This is a genomic window from Noviherbaspirillum sp. (assembly GCF_035627455.1).
Taxonomy (GTDB): domain Bacteria; phylum Pseudomonadota; class Gammaproteobacteria; order Burkholderiales; family Burkholderiaceae_D; genus Noviherbaspirillum.
Genome location: NZ_DASPLS010000042.1, coordinates 59,384 through 78,170, shown reverse-complemented (window position 1 = coordinate 78,170; position 18,787 = coordinate 59,384). Strand labels below are relative to the sequence as shown.

Genomic DNA, 18,787 nt, shown 5'->3' with positions numbered 1-18,787 from the left:
GCTTACTCCATCGCCGCAAGTTGTGCCATCAGGCCGGGGCGCACTTCGCTCACCAGCGCGGCGAGGTCGCCGTTGCGGATATCCCTGAAGTAAGGGACGGCGTTCTGCAATTCCAGCGGCGCCTTGGATACCAGCGCCATCAGGTCGCCCTTCAGGCTGGCGAGGAATTCCGGATCGGTCTGCGCCTGTTCGAAAAACTCTTGCAGATCGGCCAGCGCGTCACCGCGCGCGCGGATCGCGTCCGGCCCGTCCACCGGCGCCGTGCTGGTCTTGACTTTTTCGATCCACAGCCGCTCGGCGCCGATCGCCGCGGCCAACGCCAGCACTTCCGCCCGCAACTGCGCTTCCATGCCGAACAGTTCGCCATGCACCGGTGTCTTGCCGGTGATCGTGATCCTGACCGCGGCGGGCATGTTGGGCGGGTTGCCTGCAACGACGGATTCCAGTTCCTTGTTGACCGCGTGCACCACGTCCGCCAGGCAGCCGCAGCCGGCCGCGTCGACATTCACGCTGTGCCAGCGCAGCACGTCGACAAACAGCCGTTCGACCTTCTGCACGCCGGTCTCGTCCGCGGTGACCAGCACCGCGCCGCGCGGGCCGGTTTCGCGGATGTGGCGCCCCTGCAGGTTGCCCGGGAAAACAATGGTCGAAGGGCCCTGCCAGATCTGGTATTCATGCACATGGCCCAATGCCCAGTACTGATACCCCTTCGCGTACAGTTCGTCGATCGTGCACGGGGCGTAATTGGCATGCGTGGCGTGGACGCCGAGCGCGGTGTGCAGCACGCCGATGTTGAACATGCCGGGCAAGGGGTCGGGATAGCCCTGCACCAGGTTTTCGGTGGTTGCCGCATCCTTGAAGCTGCGCCCGTGCAGCGCCACCTTCAGGCCGTCGATGACGAAGGTATGCGCCTTGCGCGATTCGAAGGTATGCACGTTGTCGGGCAGGATCAGCTTCCTGGTCATTTCGCTTTCGGCGTCGTGGTTGCCGAACTTGATATAGGCGTCGATGCCCGCCTTTTTCAGGCGCCCCATCTCGCGGCAAAAGAAGATGCCGGTGTTATGGTCTTTCCAGCCGCCGTCGTACAGGTCGCCCGCGATGACCACAAAATCGACCTGCAGGTCGATCGCTTCATTGATCAGGTTGGTAAACGCGTCGCGGGTGGAGCTGCGCAGCGCCTGCGCCGGCGCATCCGGATAGGCACTGAGGCCGGTCAGCGGACTGTCCAGATGGATATCCGCTGCGTGAATGAATCTCATCGATTTTCCCCGATTCGTAGTCGACGTTCACCGGGCGCGGCTGCAGGTGCGGTGAACCCCCTCGCGGCGCCGGCGCGCCGGGCTTTTCCTTGCCTGAAAAGATTTCTGCGGAGCACGTTCGACCGCCCCCACGGCTGGCGCCCCGGTAGCCGGGTATCTTCGCTCGTGTCCCCCAGGATCGTTCTCGGCGTTGCCTGGCACCGCCAATTCGGTGGCGATAATACACATGGTAACGCTTCTGTGCCAGCCTTCGGCAGCAGGGGGGAAGCGCGATGGAATGCCTGTGAAAATGTCCCGGGTGGCACGCCCGGGTTTCAGCCCCCGGCCTTCCGCATTCACGATCTTCGGCCGGCAAAGGGCCGCGCCGATGTTTATTCGGGAAGAAACGCAAATTCCGCGGCCGGCGCGGGTATGGGGAATATGGCTCATAAGCAAATGAGAAATGCTTCGTTCCTGATTGATACCCCTTTCGTTAATCTTCAGCCCTTTCGCGCGAGGCGGGCGCCGTGTCCGGTCCCGCCATCGTCGCTCCAGAATAACGACGCCGGCCGCAGCCGGCTGGAATCAGACAGTCCGCATACGTGATCCACATTGAACATCTGCACAAGAGCTACCGGGTAGGCAAGCGCGAGGTAAGCGCGCTTCACGACGTCAGCCTGCACATCCCCAAAGGGAAAATCTTCGGCATCATCGGGCGTTCCGGCGCCGGCAAGAGCACGCTGCTGCGCACCTTCAACCTCCTCGAGCGCCCCAGCCGCGGTGCCGTCCGCATCGACGGCGTGGACATCACGACGCTGGGCAAGGCGGAACTGGACCGCACGCGCCAGCACATCGGCATGGTGTTCCAGAACTTCAGCCTGCTGTCGGCGAAGACGGTCGGCGAAAACGTCGCGTTTCCGCTCAAGCTTGCCGGCGGCTTCACGCGGGAACAACGCCAGCGCCGGGTGGACGAGCTGCTGGACCTGGTCGGCCTCGGCGAACACAAGGACAAGTACCCGGCGCAGCTGTCGGGCGGCCAGAAGCAGCGCGTGGGCATCGCCCGGGCGATCGCGAACGCGCCGAAACTCCTGCTGTGCGACGAAGCGACCTCGGCGCTCGATCCCGAGACGACGCAGTCCATCCTCGCGCTGCTGGCCGAAATCAATGCGCGGCTCGGCCTCACCATCGTGCTGATCACCCACGAGATGCAGGTCATCCGCAGCATCTGCGACCAGGTCGCGGTCATCGAGGCGGGTGAAATCGTCGAGACGGGCGAGGTCAGCGATGTGTTCCTGCATCCGCGGCATCCGGTCACGCGCGCGCTCGTAGCGGAAAACACGCACGACGACGCCGGCCTCGCAGACCTGCGGGCCGGCGGCGGCCGCCGGGTGCGCCTGACCTACGTCGGCGACACCGCCTACCAGCCCATCCTGACCCATGTGGTCGAGCAGACGCGCGCGGCGATCACCATCCTGCAGGGCGCGGTGTCACGCATCAAGGACAAGCCCTACGGGCAGCTGCTGGTGGAAATCGGCGGCAAGGACGAGGACGCGGCGGCCGTGATCGGCCTGTTCCGCAGCCTGAACGTGCACTGCGAGGTACTGAACTGATGGAATTCTCGAACATCGACTGGGCCGACATCGGCCTGGCCACGATCGACACCCTGACCATGACGGGCGCCTCCCTGGTGTTTACCGTGCTTCTCGGCCTGCCGCTCGGCGTGCTGCTGTTCCTGACCGGGCGCGGCCAGCTGCTGGAGCAGCGCGGCGTGTATGCGGTGCTTTCGCTCGTCGTGAATGTGCTGCGCTCGCTGCCGTTCATCATCCTGCTGATCGTGATGATTCCGGTGACGCTTGCGCTGGTCGGCACCTCGCTCGGCGTCGAAGGAACGATCCCGCCGCTCGTGGTCGGCACCACACCCTTTTTCGCGCGCCTGGTGGAGAACGTGCTGCGCGAGGTCGACCGCGGGGTGATCGAGGCATGCCAGGCGATGGGCGCGAAGACGCACCAGATCGTGATCAGCGCGCTGCTGCCGGAAGCCCTGCCCGGCCTGCTTGCCGCCGCCACCGTCACCACCATCGCGCTGGTTTCCTATGCCGCCATGTCCGGCGTCGTCGGCGGCGGCGGATTGGGCGACCTGGCGCTGCGCTACGGCTACCAGCGCTTCCAGACGGACGTGATGATCGTGACCGTTTCCATTCTTGTCGTGCTGGTGCAGTTGCTGCAGTACTGCGGCGATCGCCTGGTGCGCCATTTCACCCGCCGGTAATTCCGCTTATTTTTTTCAGGAGTATTCATGCGCCTCAAACTTGCCCTTCTGCTCGCCTCGACCCTGGGCCTCGTCCAGCCGTCGGCCGCCCAGGCCGCCGACAAGCTCACCATTGCCGCCACGCCGGTGCCGCACGCGGAGATCCTGGAGTTCGTCAAGCCGCAACTCGCGCGCCAGGGGGTCGACCTTCAGGTCAAGGTGTTCACCGACTATGTGCAGCCGGCGGTGCAGGTGAATGAAAAGCGCCTGGACGGCAACTTCTTCCTGCACCAGCCCTATCTCGACGAATTCAAGAAGGGGCACAAGAACGACATCGAAGTGCCGGTGGCCAAGGTGCACGTGGAGCCGTTCGCCGGCTACTCGACGAAATACAAGAAGCTCGCCGACCTGCCGAACGGCGCGACCATCGCCATTCCGAACGACCCGTCCAATTCCGGCCGCGCGCTGCTGCTGCTCGAGCGCCAGGGGCTGCTCAAGCTGAAGGACTCGCGGAACATCTCGGCAACCAAGAAGGACATCGTATCCAATCCGAAGGACTTGAAGATCCGCGAACTGGAAGCCGCCACGCTGCCGCGCGTGCTGAACCAGGTCGACCTGGCGCTGATCAACACCAACTATGCGCTGGAGGCGAAGCTCAATCCGGTGAAGGATTCGCTCTTCATCGAAGACGGCAACTCCCCGTACGCAAACCTGCTTGTCGCGCGCGAGGACAACAAGGACAGCCCGGCGATCAAGAAGCTGTCGGCGGCGCTGACCTCGCCGGAGGTGAAGAAATTCATCGAGGAAAAGTACAAGGGCGCGGTCGTGCCGGCGTTCTGATCCCTGGCCGTGCGCGCCGCCCCTGCCCGGCGCACCGGTGCAGCACGGCCTTGTCATCCGGGTCGCCCGGGCTGCCAGGAATGACAACAAAGATATTGCGGCCGACCGGCCAACGGCGCGGCCGCAGACTACTGCGTCCGATCCATGAATGACGGTCAACCGACGGCAACCCGATGCCGGTGGTAGTAGGTTTGTTGCTTCGTCCGGCGGTGCCGGACGCATGCAGCGAAGGACTACCTGCTGATTCTGGCTACCGTCGAAATGAACTGGTCGAACGCGATCGGCTTGCGTACGTGCGTCTCGAAGCCGGAAGCAAGTGCGCGGTTGACGTCTCCCGGACGGGTAAAACCGCTCAGTGCAATGGCCGGTGTCGTTGCAGTAGCCTCCAGGTTGCGCAGTGCGGTAAGCAACTCATAGCCGTCCATGTCCGGCATGCCGATATCCGAAATAATGAGCTGAAAGGTTTCCGGGGACTGTTCCACAAGCCTGAGCGCCTGGGCAGAGCTTGACGCTGTTGATACCTGCGCCCCTTCGCACGTCAACAGAGCTGCCAGAGCTTCCAGGGTTTCGGTAGCGTCGTCCACCAGCAAAACCCGCTTTCGTGCGAGCTTGAGCGTAGCCGGGACTTCATGCCCCGGAGCTGAGGGTTGTAAGATTGTGGCCGGCAGCCAGACGCGGAACAGGGCGCCGTACCCCTCGCCCCTGGAATCCACCTCCACCCGGCCTCCGTGGCTTTGCACAAGTTCCTTGACCAGCGCCAGTCCGATTCCCATGCCGCCGTGCTGCCGGGCCGGGCCACTGTTGGCTTGCCGGAACATGTCGAATACGTGCGGCAGGAAGTCCGGCGCGATCCCCTTGCCCGTGTCCGTCACCTCGATACAGGCCATCTCGCCTTCCTGGCAAACCTGCACCTGCACCGTGCCGCCCGCGGGCGTAAACTTCAGTGCGTTGCTCAACAGGTTCCAGACGATCTGCTCGATCCTTATCGCATCGCCTTGGATGATCGTTTCGCGCGGCGATACGTCGAGAAGAAGTTTGACTTGTTTTTGCTTTGCCTCATCTTCCATCAGCCTGACTACATGACTGACCCTTTCCGTCAGTTCGAGCTGGCTGTGCGTCAGGGTCAGCTTGCCGGCATGCAGGCGCGACAGGTCCATCAGGTCGTCAATGATCCGGGTCTGGCCCTCGACCATGCGCTTGATCGTGGCGGTTCCCCGCGCGATCGCTGGAAGCGTCTCGGCCTCCGGGATGCGGGAGAGCAGTTCCGCTGTCAGCTGGATCAGGTTGAGCGGCTGCTTCAGTTCGTGCGACAGCACTGCAAAGAACTCATCCCGTACCCGCGCTGCTTCTTCCGCCCGAATCCTTTCCTTCCGCTCCCATTCCAGCTTGGCTTCCTGCTGGTCGCGCAACCATTTGGAATCGGTCAGGTCGCGCGCGATCTTGACGAAGCCCCGCATTCTTTCATCGATCAGCGGTGACGTGATGCCGCTGCAAAAGACTCGGCTCCCGTTCTGCCGCATATGCCAGCGATCATCCTCGGCCCGGCCATGATCCCGCGCGCGGCGTAGCTCCTGCCGGAAAACATCGTTCGCACGATCTTCCGGGGTATAGATGATCTCCCCGCTTTGGCCACCGATCTCTGTTTCCGAGTACCCGAACAGCCGCTCCGCGCCTGCGTTCCAGCTCGTGACGATCCCATCCGTGTCCAATGTTGCGATCGCATAGTCCCTGGTGCTGGCGGCAATGAGCCGCATGCGCTGCTCGTTGCGTCCCAGCTTTTCCTCGGCCAGCTTGCGTCGGGTAATGTCAATGAACGACAGCACCAGGCCCTCGATGCGGTCCTCAGCCGTGCGGTACGGTAGCAGGCGGGCGATGTACCACATCCCGTCCTCCGTGCCGCGCACTTCCCGTTCGACGGCCTGCAGCTTGTCGAAAACCTGATCGATATCCTGGCCCAGTTCCGGATAGACGAGCCGGTAGGTGATGTCGAGGATCCGCCGGTCTATGTCTGACGCGATAAGGTTGAACAACCGCGTACACGGCTTCGAATACCGCTTGATGCGCAGGCTGCGATCGATGAACAGCGTGGCGATTTCCGTCGCTGAAAGAAAGTTCTGCAGGTCATCGTTAGCTTTCGCTGTCTCATCGACCTTCATTTTCAATTCATAGTTGACGGTCGTGAGCTCCTCGTTGATCGATTGCAGTTCTTCCTTGCTGGTTTCCAGCTCCTCCGCCGTGGAGCGCAGTTCTTCATTGCTGGCCTGCAGCTCCTCGTTTGCGCCCTTCAGATCCTCCAGCGTCGTTTCATATTGTTCAATGACCGACCGCAGTTGCTCCTTGGTTTCGATCAGCTCACGTTCGAGATGCAGCACAAGCTGATTCTCCGCAGTCACGTCGCTCGCGTACACTCGATCTACCGCTTCATTCCGTTCCTCAAACACCAGCAGAGTGACGCCGGTAGCGGCATGCCGGTCTTGCGCCGGATGGAGGAGGATGCGGACAAAAGTCGTTTTATCCCCGTCCCGGACCGGCAGGTAGCTGGTTTCCACGTCGACGTGATCCTGCACGGCCCGGAACAGCGCGGCGCGCAGCTCCAGCTGCAGATCGGGATGCAGCGTCGTCAGGATGTCGCGCGACGGCTCGCCCCCTGGATGATGAAGGAAACGTCCGGCCTGCTTCGTCGCATAGATGATCTGGTGTTGCTGGTCGACGAGTATGCCTGCGGGTCCATAGTCTTCAACCAGCTGGCGGTACAAGTCCTGCGGTGAGAGGTGGCGTTGCTCAGTATTCCCCCTCCTGGTCTTGGTCAAAGGCAAACGTTCGCTCCTGGGGATAATCGCCGGCGGCGCATGGAACGTCGAGCCAGAGCGCATGTTAACGGCCTGGTAGATCCGGTTTTTCTTGTCCACGGGCGTGAAAAACTGGGCGACAGAGTCAGCAGATTCCGCCGTGCCGAGGAACAGGTAGCCGTTCGGGTGCAGCGCGTAATGCAGGATCTCCATGACTTTGGCCTGCACCTCGCGGTCGAGGTAGATCAGGAGGTTGCGGCAGGAAATCAGATGTAGCCGGGAGAACGGCGGATCGCGCAGGATGTTATGTATCGCAAACAGGACCTTTTCCCGAACTTCCCGTTTAACGCAGTAATGCTCTCCGTCCCGCTCGAAATACTGGCGCAGCCGGGTCGGGTTCACATCAGTGATGATCGACGCCGGATAAGCGGCCCGGCGTGCAATGTTTACGGCACGCTCGTCGATATCCGACGCAAAGACTTGTATCGGCCTTGGCTTGGGCACCAGGCCATTCTGGTCCGCCAGGAGCATCGCAATCGTGTAGGCCTCCTCACCGGTGGCGCAGCCGACGGACCATGCACGGATCTGTTCGGTCTCCTGCGCCTGCTGAAAGATGGTCGGGACGACATCTCGTTCCAGTGCCTCGAACGCGTTCCGGTCGCGGAAGAAATTGGTGACACTGATGAGCATGTCCTGCAGAAGTGCCTGCGTTTCGTCTTCGTGCTGTTCCAGATACCTGCGGTAAGCAATGACGCTCGACAGCCCGGAGACCTGCAATCTTCGCTCCAGGCGGCGCAGCACGGTTGCGCGCTTGTAGTGCTTGAAATCATGGCCGGTCCTCAGGTGCAGGATCTGCATGATTTCGCGCAACGCGTACTCCGCTTCCTGCGCCTGCACTTCGGCGCTGTCGCTATGTATGCTGCGGTCCGTCTGTCCCGCCGGCGGGAGCTTCAGCGACGTCGCGTTGCGGTACAGTTCGATCAGCCGTTGCGGCATCTCGACCACCGGCAAGACCAGATCGACGCCGCCGGTTTCCATGGCGCTACGCGGCATGCTCTCATATTCCGCATCATCGGGCGCCTGGGCGAACGTCATCCCGCCCTTTTCCTTGATGCGGGCAATGCCGACCGCGCCGTCGGAACCCGCACCGGACAGGATGATGCCGACCGACCGCTCCCGATGGACTTCCGCCAGGGTACGGAAGAACAGATCGATGGCCACATGGCGTCCGCGCGGGCGCGCTGCAGACACGACTTGCAATTTGCCGTCGTTCATCAGCAGGTCCTGGGTCGGCGCGATGACATAGACATGGCCCGGTTCGATGGGTACCGTTTCCGTTACCTGCCTGACAGGCATCCTTGTGTTGGCCTGGAGGATTTTGTCGATGTTGCTTTCATGCTTGGGAGAGAGGTGAAGGATGATCACAAAAGCCATGCCGTTATCAGCCGGCATCACCTCCAAAAACCGGCTCAGTGCTTCGATTCCACCTGCGGACGCACCGATACCGACAACAAAGAAGGGAAGCGTGCTTGGGGTAAAACCGGGGGCGGGCGGCGGGAATTCAAGGATGCTGCGTTCGTTATCGTCCATCATGACGCCGCCTGAATGTTGACTGTCTTACATAGGACCACAAGGACACGCGGTTATCCCCTGTTTTTACGGATTATTTTCAGTCGTCATGCATGCGCTTCGGCATAAGGAATCCATGCCGGTGCGGGTACGGAAGTGGAAAGCGTCAACTAGTTATGGGGAATTGACTGTCGGCATGCCGTAGCCGAACGTAACGTATTCGACGTTTGCAAGAAAAACCTTGTAGTTTTGGGGGATCGCGGGACATGTCAGTACCTACTGGTTACTGTGGAGTTGCGTTGGCAATCAGCAGCCAGATTTCGAAGATCATCGGGAGGGAACACCAGGTGCCGCCCTGCGATCGCATAGCGCCGGCATCACGGAATCGAACACGCTGTCGGAGGTCCAAACTGGAAACAGAGGAACCAGATGAAAGCGAACATTCGAGCAAAAGTGCCGGGCAGCCGGATCCGGGACGCTGTGCCGCCGGCCTACCGTGACGCTGCGGCGAAGGCGACACGCCCCGACGGTGTCTACACGCTGATTCTATGCGACCACGGCGAGCGGGACGTTGTGATGTCTGCGCCGCTTGAGCGGGCCTTGCGCAGAATGGGAGAGCCGGCGCCAGGCGGGGTGCTCATCGTCGGCACCGTATTCACCGAGGAGGCGCAGGCACTCGCGCGCCAGCACAATGCCATCATCATTCCCATGCGCAGCGGGAAATGGACGGATTCGTCTGCACGGCAGCGGCAGCTGAAGCCGGGCCCCATATGAAATCCTGCATCCCGCCGCTTGGAAGCCGACTTTCAGGAATAGCTCATGAAGGCGCATTGCGAAACGCGCCGCCCAGCGGACCAGCATTCCGGTTACCTATCCGACATCACCTTCGAACGCCCGTATGAGCTGTGTGATATGCATGACCGATTCCTCGGACAGTTCGGGATAGATCGGCAGTGCCAGCGCCTCCTGCGCCAGCCTTTCCGCCCTGGGCAGGCAGAGCCCCGCATGGGACTGCGCCAGGGCCGGCTGCAGATGACAGGGAATCGGATAAAACACCGCGCTGGAGATACCGTGTTTGAAGAGGAATGCCTGCAGCGCGTCTCGTTCCGGATGGGTGACAACAAACTGGTGATACACAGGAATGCTGCCCGCAACGGGAGGCGGCCAGCGGCAAGCGGTATCACGCAAACCTTCCTGGTATAGCGCAGCCAGTCGCCGCCGCTTTTCGTTCCACACATCCAGCAGGGGAAGCTTGACGCGAAGAATGGCGGCCTGGATCTCGTCGAGTCGGCTGTTGCAACCGATTTCGCCATGTTCATAACGGCTCTGCCGTCCATGATTGCGCAGGCGGCGCAGGCGCGCGGCAAGCGCCGGATCGCAACAGGCGATAGCGCCGCCGTCGCCGAAAGCGCCGAGGTTCTTCGTAGGATAAAAGCTAAAGGCGGCTGTGGAACCGAACGACCCGATGTTACGGTGACGATAGCGAGCGCCAATAGCCTGCGCTGCATCCTCGATCAGCCACAGGCCCTGCCGCGCACACAAATCCCGCAGAGGGTCGAGAGCGACCGGCTGCCCAAAAAGATGCACTGCAATGACCGCCTTCGTGCGCGGCGTCAACGCCTGCCGCACGCTCTCTGCGTCAATGTTGAAGTGCCCCGGCGCACAATCGGCAAAACACAGCCGCGCACCCGCCAGGCTGACTGCCTCGGCAGTGGCGAAGAACGTAAATCCGGGGACGATGACGTCATCGCCCGCGCCCACGCCCAGCGCCTTAAGAGACAGCAAAAGCGCGTCGGTACCCGAATTGACGCCAACCACCTCCGGCACGCCGAGGTACTGGGCCAGTTCGTGTTCCAGCGCTTCACCCTCCGGCCCTCCGATGTAATTGCCTTCGGCGAGGACGCGCTGTATTGCCGCATCGAGAGCGGGACGCAATTGCCGGTATTGGGCACCCAGGTCAAGTGGAGGCACGCTCATTGAAAAGCCCCCCGAGTATCTGCAGCCGGATCTGCTGCGCCAGGCCAAGGGCGGCATGGCCATCTTCCGGCGTCACCCTGGGTACCGCGCGGCGGCGGGAAGCATCCAGGAATGACTCGAGTTCCAGGCTCAACGCGTCATGCCCGGGGACGCTCGCCGCCGGCATGAAATCCGGTTCGCTTGCCCTGTCCTTTGTCATTCGGTAACTGATCCGCTGGCGGAAGTCGATCGCCCATGTTTCATGCTCGCCGACTTCGACGACCATGCAGCGGTCTTCCGCTCCGGTGGCGGAGCCCCAGTGCGCGTGCAGGCAGACACGGCAGCCGTTCGCGAAAGTCAGGTCAACCTCGGCTTCGTCGATCGGGCTCAAACCATGGCTGCGGCCGGACGCTTGCAGTTCCACCACATCGGCGCGGATGCCGCAACGGATCAGGTCCAGGTCATGGATCATCAGGTCAATGACGACATCCCGTGCGCTGGCACGAGGCGAGCGGCGCGTGGTGCGTATCGACCGGACCGACCGTGCCTGGGACAGCAAGGCCGGGCCGCATGCGAATGCCGGATTGAAGCGTTCGATATGCCCGACCTGCAATACACATTGACTGGCTTCGGCGAGATAACGAAGCTCTGCCGCTTGCGCCGGGGTTTCGGTGATTGGCTTCTCCAGAAGCACGTCGATCCCGCGCAGGAGCAAAGTCCTGGTCACTTCGTAATGGGACGCGACCGGCGTTGCTACGGAGACGGCTTGTACGGAGGATGGCAGGCTCTCGAGCTGCTTGTACCACGGAACGGAAAGACGCTCGGCCAGCGCTTGCGTCGCCGGATCGGGATCGACCAGAGCCAGCAGGCGGTTTCCCGGCAGACGCGAGTAGCAGCAGGCATGCAGGCTGCCGAAATAGCCGACGCCGATAACGGCGGTGCCGAGCGTCAGTGCCGGATCGTGAGCGGGAAGTGCTGGCGTCATGTCATCGGTTCGAATGCGCGCTTTCACAGTCGCCGAGGAATGCCTTGAGCCCGAAGTGGAGCCGCCTGCGTGACTCGTGTGAGAAAGAATGTCGTTGGCAGATGCGCCGTCGGCGCAATACTCTTTCAGGCGCTACCGTTTCTCGCCCGGATGCGTTCCTTCCCGAGTAAGGTTCAGTTCTTGATTGGGCTGTAACCAGTGATCACGGTTCCTTCGTCACGAATTGTCTATTGATGTAGAACAAAGGCGAAGCCCGCGTCTGGAAGTTGTACCGAGCCGGATGGTCCCGTCGGACTTTGGCAGGGCGAAAAAGGGAACGGCAGGAGATCTACCGCTGCGGCGGCAGGCACGAACCGCGCGCGCTATTTCCGCGGCATGGAAACGCAAAACAATTGCGTGCGGCATTACCTGTTGCGGCGGGCAGCCGCAGGATGTTTCAGGAAAGGCCTGCGGTTGCAGGGGATACAGTGCACATCCTTATGGTCAGAACTTAAGGATGCAGCAGCCGCAACGCGTCGTTGTCGTCCTGCGCTTCCGCCTTGTTCATTACCCTGCGAAAAGGAGTCATCTGATGCGCCCACTTCCCACCCTGGCAGCTCTCGCGGCTACGGTTTTTTCGACAGCCGCCCTCGCCCAATCGGCTTCCCCGCCTCCGGATCAGGGTAAAAGTAGCGGAACAAGCAGTGGATCATCGGAGATGGCATCCCCGGCAAGCAAAGCAAACTATGGCCCCGACGATTGCGTGAAGGACATGGCGAATGCAAAGGATGCGAAACAGGCAGGGCATATCACGGAGAGGGAGTACGCCGAGCAGAAAAAAATGGCCCAAACGAAGATGAAGAGGGATTCCGGCCAAGGCGCAAGCGCGGGAAAGGAAGCGGATTGCAAATGAGGCGGTCCGTCCTCGCCTTCCTCGCGGCCCGGACCGGGATCGCTGTATAAGCCGCCGACATCACTCCCTCCCATGTTTATGGGATAGGTAAAGTTGCAATCCTGCATTTACCATTAGTTACTGTTTTCAACATCGATCCACCGTCCCCGACAAAGAGATGAGATATCACGTTTCCGAACTCGTCGAGCTGGACGAGTTGCAAACGCTAATGGATGCGCTCCACCGTGCAACGGGAATCAACCATGCGTTACTGGACACGGAAGGAAATGTATTGACCGCGGCCGGCTGGCAGAGGTGTTGCACCGATTTTCACCGGGCGCACCCGGAAAGCCGCAAGCGCTGCGAGGTAAGTGATCAATACATATTGCAGCATCTCCACGACGGGCCGTACGTCTCCTACGAATGCCTCAACGGCCTCTTCGAGTATGCGATCCCGGTCATGATCGGCGGCGCGCATGTGGCTACCATCTTCACCGGCCAGTTGCTGCACCGGCCGCCGGACGTCGACCGCTTTACGAAGCAGGCCATAGAATTTTCGTTTAACAAGGAAGAGTACCTTGCGGCCATCGAAAGCATCGAAATTGTTCCGCAAGAGCGAATGCCGGACGTAATGCACTTCCTTGTCGGGCTGGCGGAATCATTGAGCAAGAGCGGTCTCGCCAGGCTCAAGCAATTGGAAGCGAATGCCGAACTCGAAACAGCCGTGCACAGCAGAACTGCCGAGCTGGAAAGAACGGTAGACCTGCTTCAGGCCGAGATCAATGCCCGCAATGTCGTCGAGCAGGCACTTCGGCAATCGCAAAGCGAACTGAGGCAGCTGGCGGCCGACCAGGTTCGAATCAAGGAAGATGAACGGAAACGGATCGCGCGCGAAATTCACGACGAACTCGGACAGACCTTGCTGGCCTTGCGCCTCGATGTGTCATCGCTCCATGCGCGGACCGGCGCCAGCCATCCGAGGCTTCACGATCGATGTGCGGCCACGCTTCAATCCATCGACTCCACCATCAGGACCGTAAAAGCCATAATCAACGACCTGCGCCCCCCTGTACTCGACCTGGGACTAGCGGCGGCGATTGAATGGCTGGTCGCGCAATTCCGCTTCCGCAGCGGAATCGAGTGCAAGCTGGTCATGGACGAAAAAACTCCCGAGCTCAATGACGAAAGCACGACCGCGGTATTCAGGATCGTGCAAGAGTCGCTTACCAACATTCATCGGCACGCGCAGGCAAACCTTGTGGAAATTGCGCTGTCGGTTCGTAACGCCGCCTTCATCATGACAATTTCCGACGACGGCATAGGCATTCAGCCCGAGGGCAGGAGGAAAGCAAATGCATACGGCCTGCTCGGTATGAATGAGCGTGTCAGGATCATTGGCGGCCAGTTAAGCATCGACGCCATACCGGGGGGCGGTACCTGCCTCTGTGTCTCCATTCCACTTGGCGGCCCCCTTGCCAGGGATCAGGTCGTCCAGTCCGGCCTGATGGAATAGACGCGTTATCGAGCACGATAACCGGGCTTATTCCGAAAGCCGGGTTTGTGCGTGGTTCCATTCAGACGGCCCATCGCGCCCGCTTGCCGACATGCACGCCGCCCGGCTGCAAGCGGGCAAGGCGGCTATCCGTCTGCTCTTCTTCTGCCCGCAAAGTCACCGACCGCCTGGCGAATACTGTCCTTTCTTGCGTCGGATCGACTTTGTTTGACTGTCGATGCCTTGCCAGCATCACCCGTGGATCGGATAATAATTGTTTCCCTAGTGAAACTTATTAAAGCAATAAAATGAATGGCAAGCCCTCCCTCACTCTCGCCGGCATCTGGACGCCTGTTGACCGCGCCTATCTCGTTCCAGACAAGAACTACGGCGGCCTCGCCCAGACCACGATCGCCCACGTCAGCTTCGGCGGCGGCAACGGCCTCTTCGTTTCCGGATGGGGCTGGACTGGCGGTTTCGGATCGAATGCCACCGTCTCGACGCCGGAGCCGGTGCGCGTGGCGGTGCTAAAGCCGCTGGCGGACGGCACGCTGCAACTGGCGACCTCGGAGTATCTTGATTCCGACCTGACCAACGGCGCGAATGCCGTCGCCGTGGTCGACTTCAACAAGGATGGCAAGGAGGATGTCTTCCTGCCCGCGCACAACGAAAGCCCGTTCGTCGCCAAACCGAGCACGCTCTATCTCGCCAACGACGAGGGGGGGTTCAACAAGATCGTGATGAATGATGCGGTAATGGCGCATGACGCGCAGCTGAGCGTCGTCAACGGCGTGCCGACTGTCATTGCCTCCACCTTCACCCCCGGCGATACCAACCCGATCTACACCTGGAACAACGGTGCGCTTCAGCAAACCATCGGCGCCAGGCTTTCGCAGGTCTCCCACCAGAGCGCGGTCATCGGAAATTTTGGCGCAAACGGGTCTTCTGCCGTCGCGATGGGCGACGTCTTCAGCAGCACACCCGGTGAAAATTTCAAGATAAAAATTTATGGCTACGCCGACGGCGACATTACTTCCACCACGCCACTTGCCACCATCACGCCGTACTTGTCGGCCAAGCATCCTGGCTTCACGTCGCACTATGGCGCCGGCATTACCCACACCTACCGTATTCTCACTGACGATTTCAACCATGACGGCAAGGCGGACCTGATCGCGGAACAATCCATGTGGGTGCAAGGCGACAGCTACCCCACTGCCCTGCAGATGATCCAGAACCAGGGGAACAACCAGTTCGCCGACAAGACGGATCAGCTGGCCGGCGTGGTCAACCAGAATGGCGTGGAGCTGGATTACCAGACGCAGCTGGTGGACCTGGACAATAGCGGCATTAACAGCTACCTGCTCGCCAGCGTATCTGCCGGCAACTTCGTCGACGGCAAGCTGACTTACGATAACAGCCGCTCCCAAAACTACCTGTTGCTCAACGACGGAACCGGCAAGCTCCATGGCGCGCTGCATGAGCAATTCATCGACCTCGGCAACCAGGTCGTGCAATTCCTCAAGCAATTACAGCCGCAATACGAGGGCACCGATCAAAGCTACTACATCGGCAACGATCTCGATGCTGTCGGCGTGCCGAAGTTTGTCGGCTACCAGACCGCCGACGGCGCGCTCAACTACGTGGCTCAGTTAGAGCTGGGACGCTGGGCGGCCCCGGGGCTCTGGGCCAATCAGTACATGTTTGTCAATGTGCCGGTACGCTACAACCCAGGCACCGACTTCACGCAGAACGTGACGATCGATGACCGCAACGGCAGCGGCCGGATGCGCACCTGGGCCGGCAATGACAGCATAGGCGACACGAATGCGGCAGCCGGCGCCCGTATCGATGGCGGGCTTGGCAGCGACACCGCCATCTACAGCAGGGACGCTTCTTCGTATCGCATCTCGCGCAGCGCCGACGGCACGGTCCGGGTCACGGGCCAGGGCCTTTCCGACACACTGGTCAACGTGGAGCGCCTGTCTTTCGCCGACTTGAGCATGAACCTGGCGGTCAGCGCCACGGCCGCGACCCTCGCGCCCCGACAGCTCGATTCGCTGATCGAACTGTACATCGCCTACTTCAACCGGGTTCCCGACGCGGACGGCATGGCGTACTGGATGGGCGAACTCAGGAATGGCACGTCGCTCAAGGCAATCAGCGACAGTTTCTATGCTGCCGCGGTCCAATATGCGAGCCTGACCGGCTATGCCGCGGACATGTCTAACGACGCGTTCGTGAAGATTGTGTACAAGAACGTCCTGGGGCGGGACACTGTGGATGCGGACGGCCTGTCCTACTGGACCGCCGCACTCGCAACGGGAAGCGAAACGCGCGCCTCCCTGGTAAGCACGATCCTCGGTTCCGCGCATACATTCAAAGGTGACGCGCAGTACGGTTACGTCGCCGATCTGCTGGATAACAAAATAGCGGTAGGGAAGCTATATTCGATCACGGACGGCCTGGTGGACAACAACCCCGCAAGCGCAATCCAGCGCGGCGTGGCGATTGCGTCGGCGATTACCCCGACTGACACGGACGCAGCGATCAAGTTGATCGGCATCCAGCTTGATGCGATGCCGTGACTTTGATTCCCTGGACGAAGTCCGGGGACACCCCATCAGCCCGGAACTTCCGCTTCTGGCCTGCCAGGTCGGATTATCGGGAGACGTTCGAACCGGAACGGAAAAACATTCTTTAACCGAGAGTAGAAATTTTTGATTCAACTCCGAGTTTGAGCGGGCGCAAGCGCCTCTCATGGGCGTCGACGAATCTGTAAGAAGGGTCGCTGACGCGGCCCGATACCCAAGGAGATTGTCATGATTAAGTCCTTAATCGCAGTCATCGCCACTACTGCATTTGTCGCGCTACCTGTGACTGCCGCACCTGTCAAAATGACGAAAGCCCAACTCGATCAAGTCGTCGCCGGCGAATACGTCTGCCCGCCGGAAGTAAAAGTCAAAGGCAATAATGGCTGGGGTAATGGTCCGGATTTCACTAACCCCGGAAGCTTCAGCGGCGCCACTGAACCGTCGAAGAGCAACAACGCGTCCATCTCGGGCGGCGGCGTCAATGAAGCACCGCAAGCCAAGTTCAGCAGCGGACGTTAACAATACGTAAGCCGGGCAGAGACTTCTCTGCCCATTTCGCCAATGCTGATCCGCCTCCTTCTCGTTGCAGCGTTTTCGCTGTTGCCTGCCGCCGGAGCGCATGCCGAGCGTGCAGTACGCTCACTGCTGGAAATGCGGCAGGAAAACCTGATCATCCAGCAATGGGACAATAGTTGTGGAGCGGCAGCGCTGGCGACCATCCTTACCTTTGACAGGGGTTATCCGGTTACTGAGCAGCAGGTGGCGCAAGGCATGCTGCGCCAGACCGATGCGTTACGGGTGCGGCATCGTGGCGGCTTTTCTCTGCTCGACATGCAGCAATATGCCGCGAGCCTGGGTTTCCAGGCCGACGGCTACACCAATATGACGCTGGAAGATCTGGCGACGCAGTCGCCGATGATCGTGCCGATCCGGGTGCGCGGTTACGACCATTTCGTGATCGTGCGGCGCGTGATGGAACACACTGTCGACATCGCCGACCCGGGCTTTGGCAACTACCGGATGCGGATCCCGGAATTTTCTGCTGCGTGGCCCGGCATAGGCTTTCAGGTAGGCGCGCGTGCGGGAGGCTCATAACATGAAAAAAATGTGGATGGGAGGCGCGGCACTGCTGGCAGCATTGCCGGCGCTTGGCCAGAGCGTCGAAGAACTGAAGCGCCAGCTCGCTGAAAAGGAAGCCGAAACACGGCGTCTGCGCGAGCGCATTCAGATACTTGAGCGCGAGGTGACCCCGCACCGGATCAAACAGGCGAAAGGCGCGCAAGCGATGCCGGAAGACGCGCGGGAAGACAGCAACCGCGCACTGGAGCGCGCGCTGGTGCGCGAAAACGGCGTGCTGCTGCCGCCCGGCCGCTTCGAGATCGAACCGAATCTGGTGTACTCCCACAGCACGGCGGCCGCAAACGCCTTTCGCCGCGACGCTTACGGTCCGGCGCTTGTCGTGCGCGCCGGCCTCCCCGGGCGCTCCCAGATCGACCTCTCGCTGCCGTATGTGTTCGAACGGCGCCGCAGCGCCGGCCTGACCACCGACGCCAGCGGCATCGGCGACGTCACGCTCGGCGTCTCGCATCAATTCATGGCCGAGCGGGCCTCGTTGCCGGGCTTGATCGGCTCACTCGCTTATACGGCGTCCACCGGAAAAAATACCGTGTTCGAGAGCGCTGCTCCGGTTGCCCTCGGCAGCGGCTTTCGTACCTTGCAAGCCTCGCTTACCGCGATCAAGCGTGTCGATCCATTGGTGTTTTTCGGCAGTTACAGCTTCAGCCATGCTTATGCGGCCGACTACGACGGTCTCAAAGTCGATCCTGGCAATAGCCACGGCTTGCGCTTTGGCACCGCGCTTGCCACCGGCCCGAATACATCATTACGCGCGGCATTCAACGTTACCTACTATGACTCCACCAAAGTCGGCGGGGTGCCGCTCGAGGCCAGCGAGGACCCGTCGGCGCTGCTCGAACTGGGCGGCTCCGTGGTATTGAGTGAACGCACGGCGCTGGATGTGCTGGTTGGCGCCGGCCTGACCGGGAACGCGCCCGATTACCGTATTACCGTTGCCCTGCCGGTCCGCTTTTAGCATCGGCGCCGCCCGGCCTCGATAGTCGGGCCTCGCCGGGGATTGCGGTTGTAGTCGAGCGTGGTCCGGACCGCAGAAGGCAATGTATGCCTTTGCGGGCATGTGCCTTGCAT

General features: G+C 61.1%; 14 protein-coding genes. 10 read left to right on the top strand and 4 right to left on the bottom strand.

Going from position 1 to position 18,787, the window contains the following annotated elements:
• Positions 1-2: 2 nt before the first annotated feature.
• Positions 3-1,259, bottom strand: a complete 1,257-nt coding sequence (locus VEC01_RS08215; protein WP_324900324.1) for a DNA repair exonuclease — start codon at positions 1,257-1,259, stop codon at positions 3-5.
• 581 nt (positions 1,260-1,840) lie between these two features.
• Between VEC01_RS08215 and VEC01_RS08210 the strand changes: the two genes are divergently transcribed.
• From VEC01_RS08210 to VEC01_RS08200, 3 genes are read left to right on the top strand one after another with little or no spacing between them, the layout of a single operon-like run.
• The gene (locus tag VEC01_RS08210; RefSeq protein ID WP_324900323.1) at positions 1,841-2,848 is read left to right on the top strand and encodes a methionine ABC transporter ATP-binding protein; all 1,008 of its coding nucleotides are present in this window, start codon (positions 1,841-1,843) and stop codon (positions 2,846-2,848) included.
• Entirely contained in the window at positions 2,848-3,507 is a 660-nt protein-coding gene (locus VEC01_RS08205) for a methionine ABC transporter permease (RefSeq protein WP_324900322.1), read from the top strand. Before VEC01_RS08210 ends, VEC01_RS08205 begins: the two co-directional genes overlap by 1 nt.
• A gap of 27 nt (positions 3,508-3,534) precedes the next feature.
• Positions 3,535-4,326 (top strand): MetQ/NlpA family ABC transporter substrate-binding protein, encoded by a 792-nt coding sequence (locus VEC01_RS08200; protein ID WP_324900321.1) that lies wholly within the window; start codon positions 3,535-3,537, stop codon positions 4,324-4,326.
• A 233-nt stretch (positions 4,327-4,559) separates the two neighbouring features.
• Here the strand turns inward: VEC01_RS08200 and VEC01_RS08195 are convergent, their stop codons facing one another.
• The gene (locus tag VEC01_RS08195; RefSeq protein WP_324900320.1) at positions 4,560-8,708 is read right to left on the bottom strand and encodes a CheR family methyltransferase; all 4,149 of its coding nucleotides are present in this window, start codon (positions 8,706-8,708) and stop codon (positions 4,560-4,562) included.
• A 405-nt stretch (positions 8,709-9,113) separates the two neighbouring features.
• Between VEC01_RS08195 and VEC01_RS08190 the strand changes: the two genes are divergently transcribed.
• Entirely contained in the window at positions 9,114-9,458 is a 345-nt protein-coding gene (locus tag VEC01_RS08190; protein ID WP_324900319.1) for a hypothetical protein, read from the top strand.
• A 96-nt stretch (positions 9,459-9,554) separates the two neighbouring features.
• On the opposite strand, the gene VEC01_RS08185 is transcribed toward VEC01_RS08190, so the two are convergent.
• Positions 9,555-10,661 (bottom strand): DegT/DnrJ/EryC1/StrS family aminotransferase, encoded by a 1,107-nt coding sequence (locus VEC01_RS08185; RefSeq protein WP_324900318.1) that lies wholly within the window; start codon positions 10,659-10,661, stop codon positions 9,555-9,557.
• A complete protein-coding gene (locus VEC01_RS08180; RefSeq protein WP_324900317.1) occupies positions 10,642-11,625 on the bottom strand; it encodes a Gfo/Idh/MocA family oxidoreductase in 984 nt (327 codons plus the stop codon). Before VEC01_RS08180 ends, VEC01_RS08185 begins: the two co-directional genes overlap by 20 nt.
• 697 nt (positions 11,626-12,322) lie before the next feature.
• Here VEC01_RS08180 and VEC01_RS08175 point away from each other — a divergent pair.
• The 6 genes from VEC01_RS08175 to VEC01_RS08150 all read left to right on the top strand — a co-directional run bounded on the left by VEC01_RS08175 (position 12,323) and on the right by VEC01_RS08150 (position 18,674).
• Positions 12,323-12,517, top strand: coding sequence for a hypothetical protein (locus tag VEC01_RS08175; protein ID WP_324900316.1), 195 nt, complete (start codon positions 12,323-12,325; stop codon positions 12,515-12,517).
• Positions 12,518-12,674: 157 nt separating this feature from the next.
• A complete protein-coding gene (locus tag VEC01_RS08170) occupies positions 12,675-14,009 on the top strand; it encodes a PocR ligand-binding domain-containing protein (protein WP_324900315.1) in 1,335 nt (444 codons plus the stop codon).
• Positions 14,010-14,296: 287 nt separating this feature from the next.
• Complete coding sequence (locus tag VEC01_RS08165; RefSeq protein ID WP_324900314.1) at positions 14,297-16,576, top strand: DUF4214 domain-containing protein; 2,280 nt, start codon at positions 14,297-14,299, stop codon at positions 16,574-16,576.
• A gap of 234 nt (positions 16,577-16,810) precedes the next feature.
• The gene (locus tag VEC01_RS08160) at positions 16,811-17,101 is read left to right on the top strand and encodes a hypothetical protein (protein ID WP_324900313.1); all 291 of its coding nucleotides are present in this window, start codon (positions 16,811-16,813) and stop codon (positions 17,099-17,101) included.
• Between the two features lie 42 nt (positions 17,102-17,143).
• Positions 17,144-17,677: a C39 family peptidase gene (locus VEC01_RS08155; RefSeq protein WP_324900312.1), complete on the top strand. Its 534-nt coding sequence runs from the start codon at positions 17,144-17,146 to the stop codon at positions 17,675-17,677.
• 1 nt (position 17,678) lies between these two features.
• Positions 17,679-18,674, top strand: coding sequence for a transporter (locus VEC01_RS08150; RefSeq protein WP_324900311.1), 996 nt, complete (start codon positions 17,679-17,681; stop codon positions 18,672-18,674).
• Positions 18,675-18,787 lie beyond the last annotated feature (113 nt).

What these genes read in the sequence shown, in the direction of transcription:
- VEC01_RS08215 (WP_324900324.1), bottom strand. Translation starts at nt 1,259, where the DNA reads ATGAGATTCATTCACGCAGCGGATATCCATCTGGACAGTCCGCTGACC.
- VEC01_RS08205 (WP_324900322.1), top strand. Translation starts at nt 2,848, where the DNA reads ATGGAATTCTCGAACATCGACTGGGCCGACATCGGCCTGGCCACGATC.
- VEC01_RS08200 (WP_324900321.1), top strand. Translation starts at nt 3,535, where the DNA reads ATGCGCCTCAAACTTGCCCTTCTGCTCGCCTCGACCCTGGGCCTCGTC.
- VEC01_RS08195 (WP_324900320.1), bottom strand. Translation starts at nt 8,708, where the DNA reads ATGATGGACGATAACGAACGCAGCATCCTTGAATTCCCGCCGCCCGCC.
- VEC01_RS08190 (WP_324900319.1), top strand. Translation starts at nt 9,114, where the DNA reads ATGAAAGCGAACATTCGAGCAAAAGTGCCGGGCAGCCGGATCCGGGAC.
- VEC01_RS08185 (WP_324900318.1), bottom strand. Translation starts at nt 10,661, where the DNA reads ATGAGCGTGCCTCCACTTGACCTGGGTGCCCAATACCGGCAATTGCGT.
- VEC01_RS08180 (WP_324900317.1), bottom strand. Translation starts at nt 11,625, where the DNA reads ATGACGCCAGCACTTCCCGCTCACGATCCGGCACTGACGCTCGGCACC.
- VEC01_RS08175 (WP_324900316.1), top strand. Translation starts at nt 12,323, where the DNA reads ATGGCATCCCCGGCAAGCAAAGCAAACTATGGCCCCGACGATTGCGTG.
- VEC01_RS08170 (WP_324900315.1), top strand. Translation starts at nt 12,675, where the DNA reads ATGAGATATCACGTTTCCGAACTCGTCGAGCTGGACGAGTTGCAAACG.
- VEC01_RS08165 (WP_324900314.1), top strand. Translation starts at nt 14,297, where the DNA reads ATGAATGGCAAGCCCTCCCTCACTCTCGCCGGCATCTGGACGCCTGTT.
- VEC01_RS08160 (WP_324900313.1), top strand. Translation starts at nt 16,811, where the DNA reads ATGATTAAGTCCTTAATCGCAGTCATCGCCACTACTGCATTTGTCGCG.
- VEC01_RS08155 (WP_324900312.1), top strand. Translation starts at nt 17,144, where the DNA reads ATGCTGATCCGCCTCCTTCTCGTTGCAGCGTTTTCGCTGTTGCCTGCC.
- VEC01_RS08150 (WP_324900311.1), top strand. Translation starts at nt 17,679, where the DNA reads ATGAAAAAAATGTGGATGGGAGGCGCGGCACTGCTGGCAGCATTGCCG.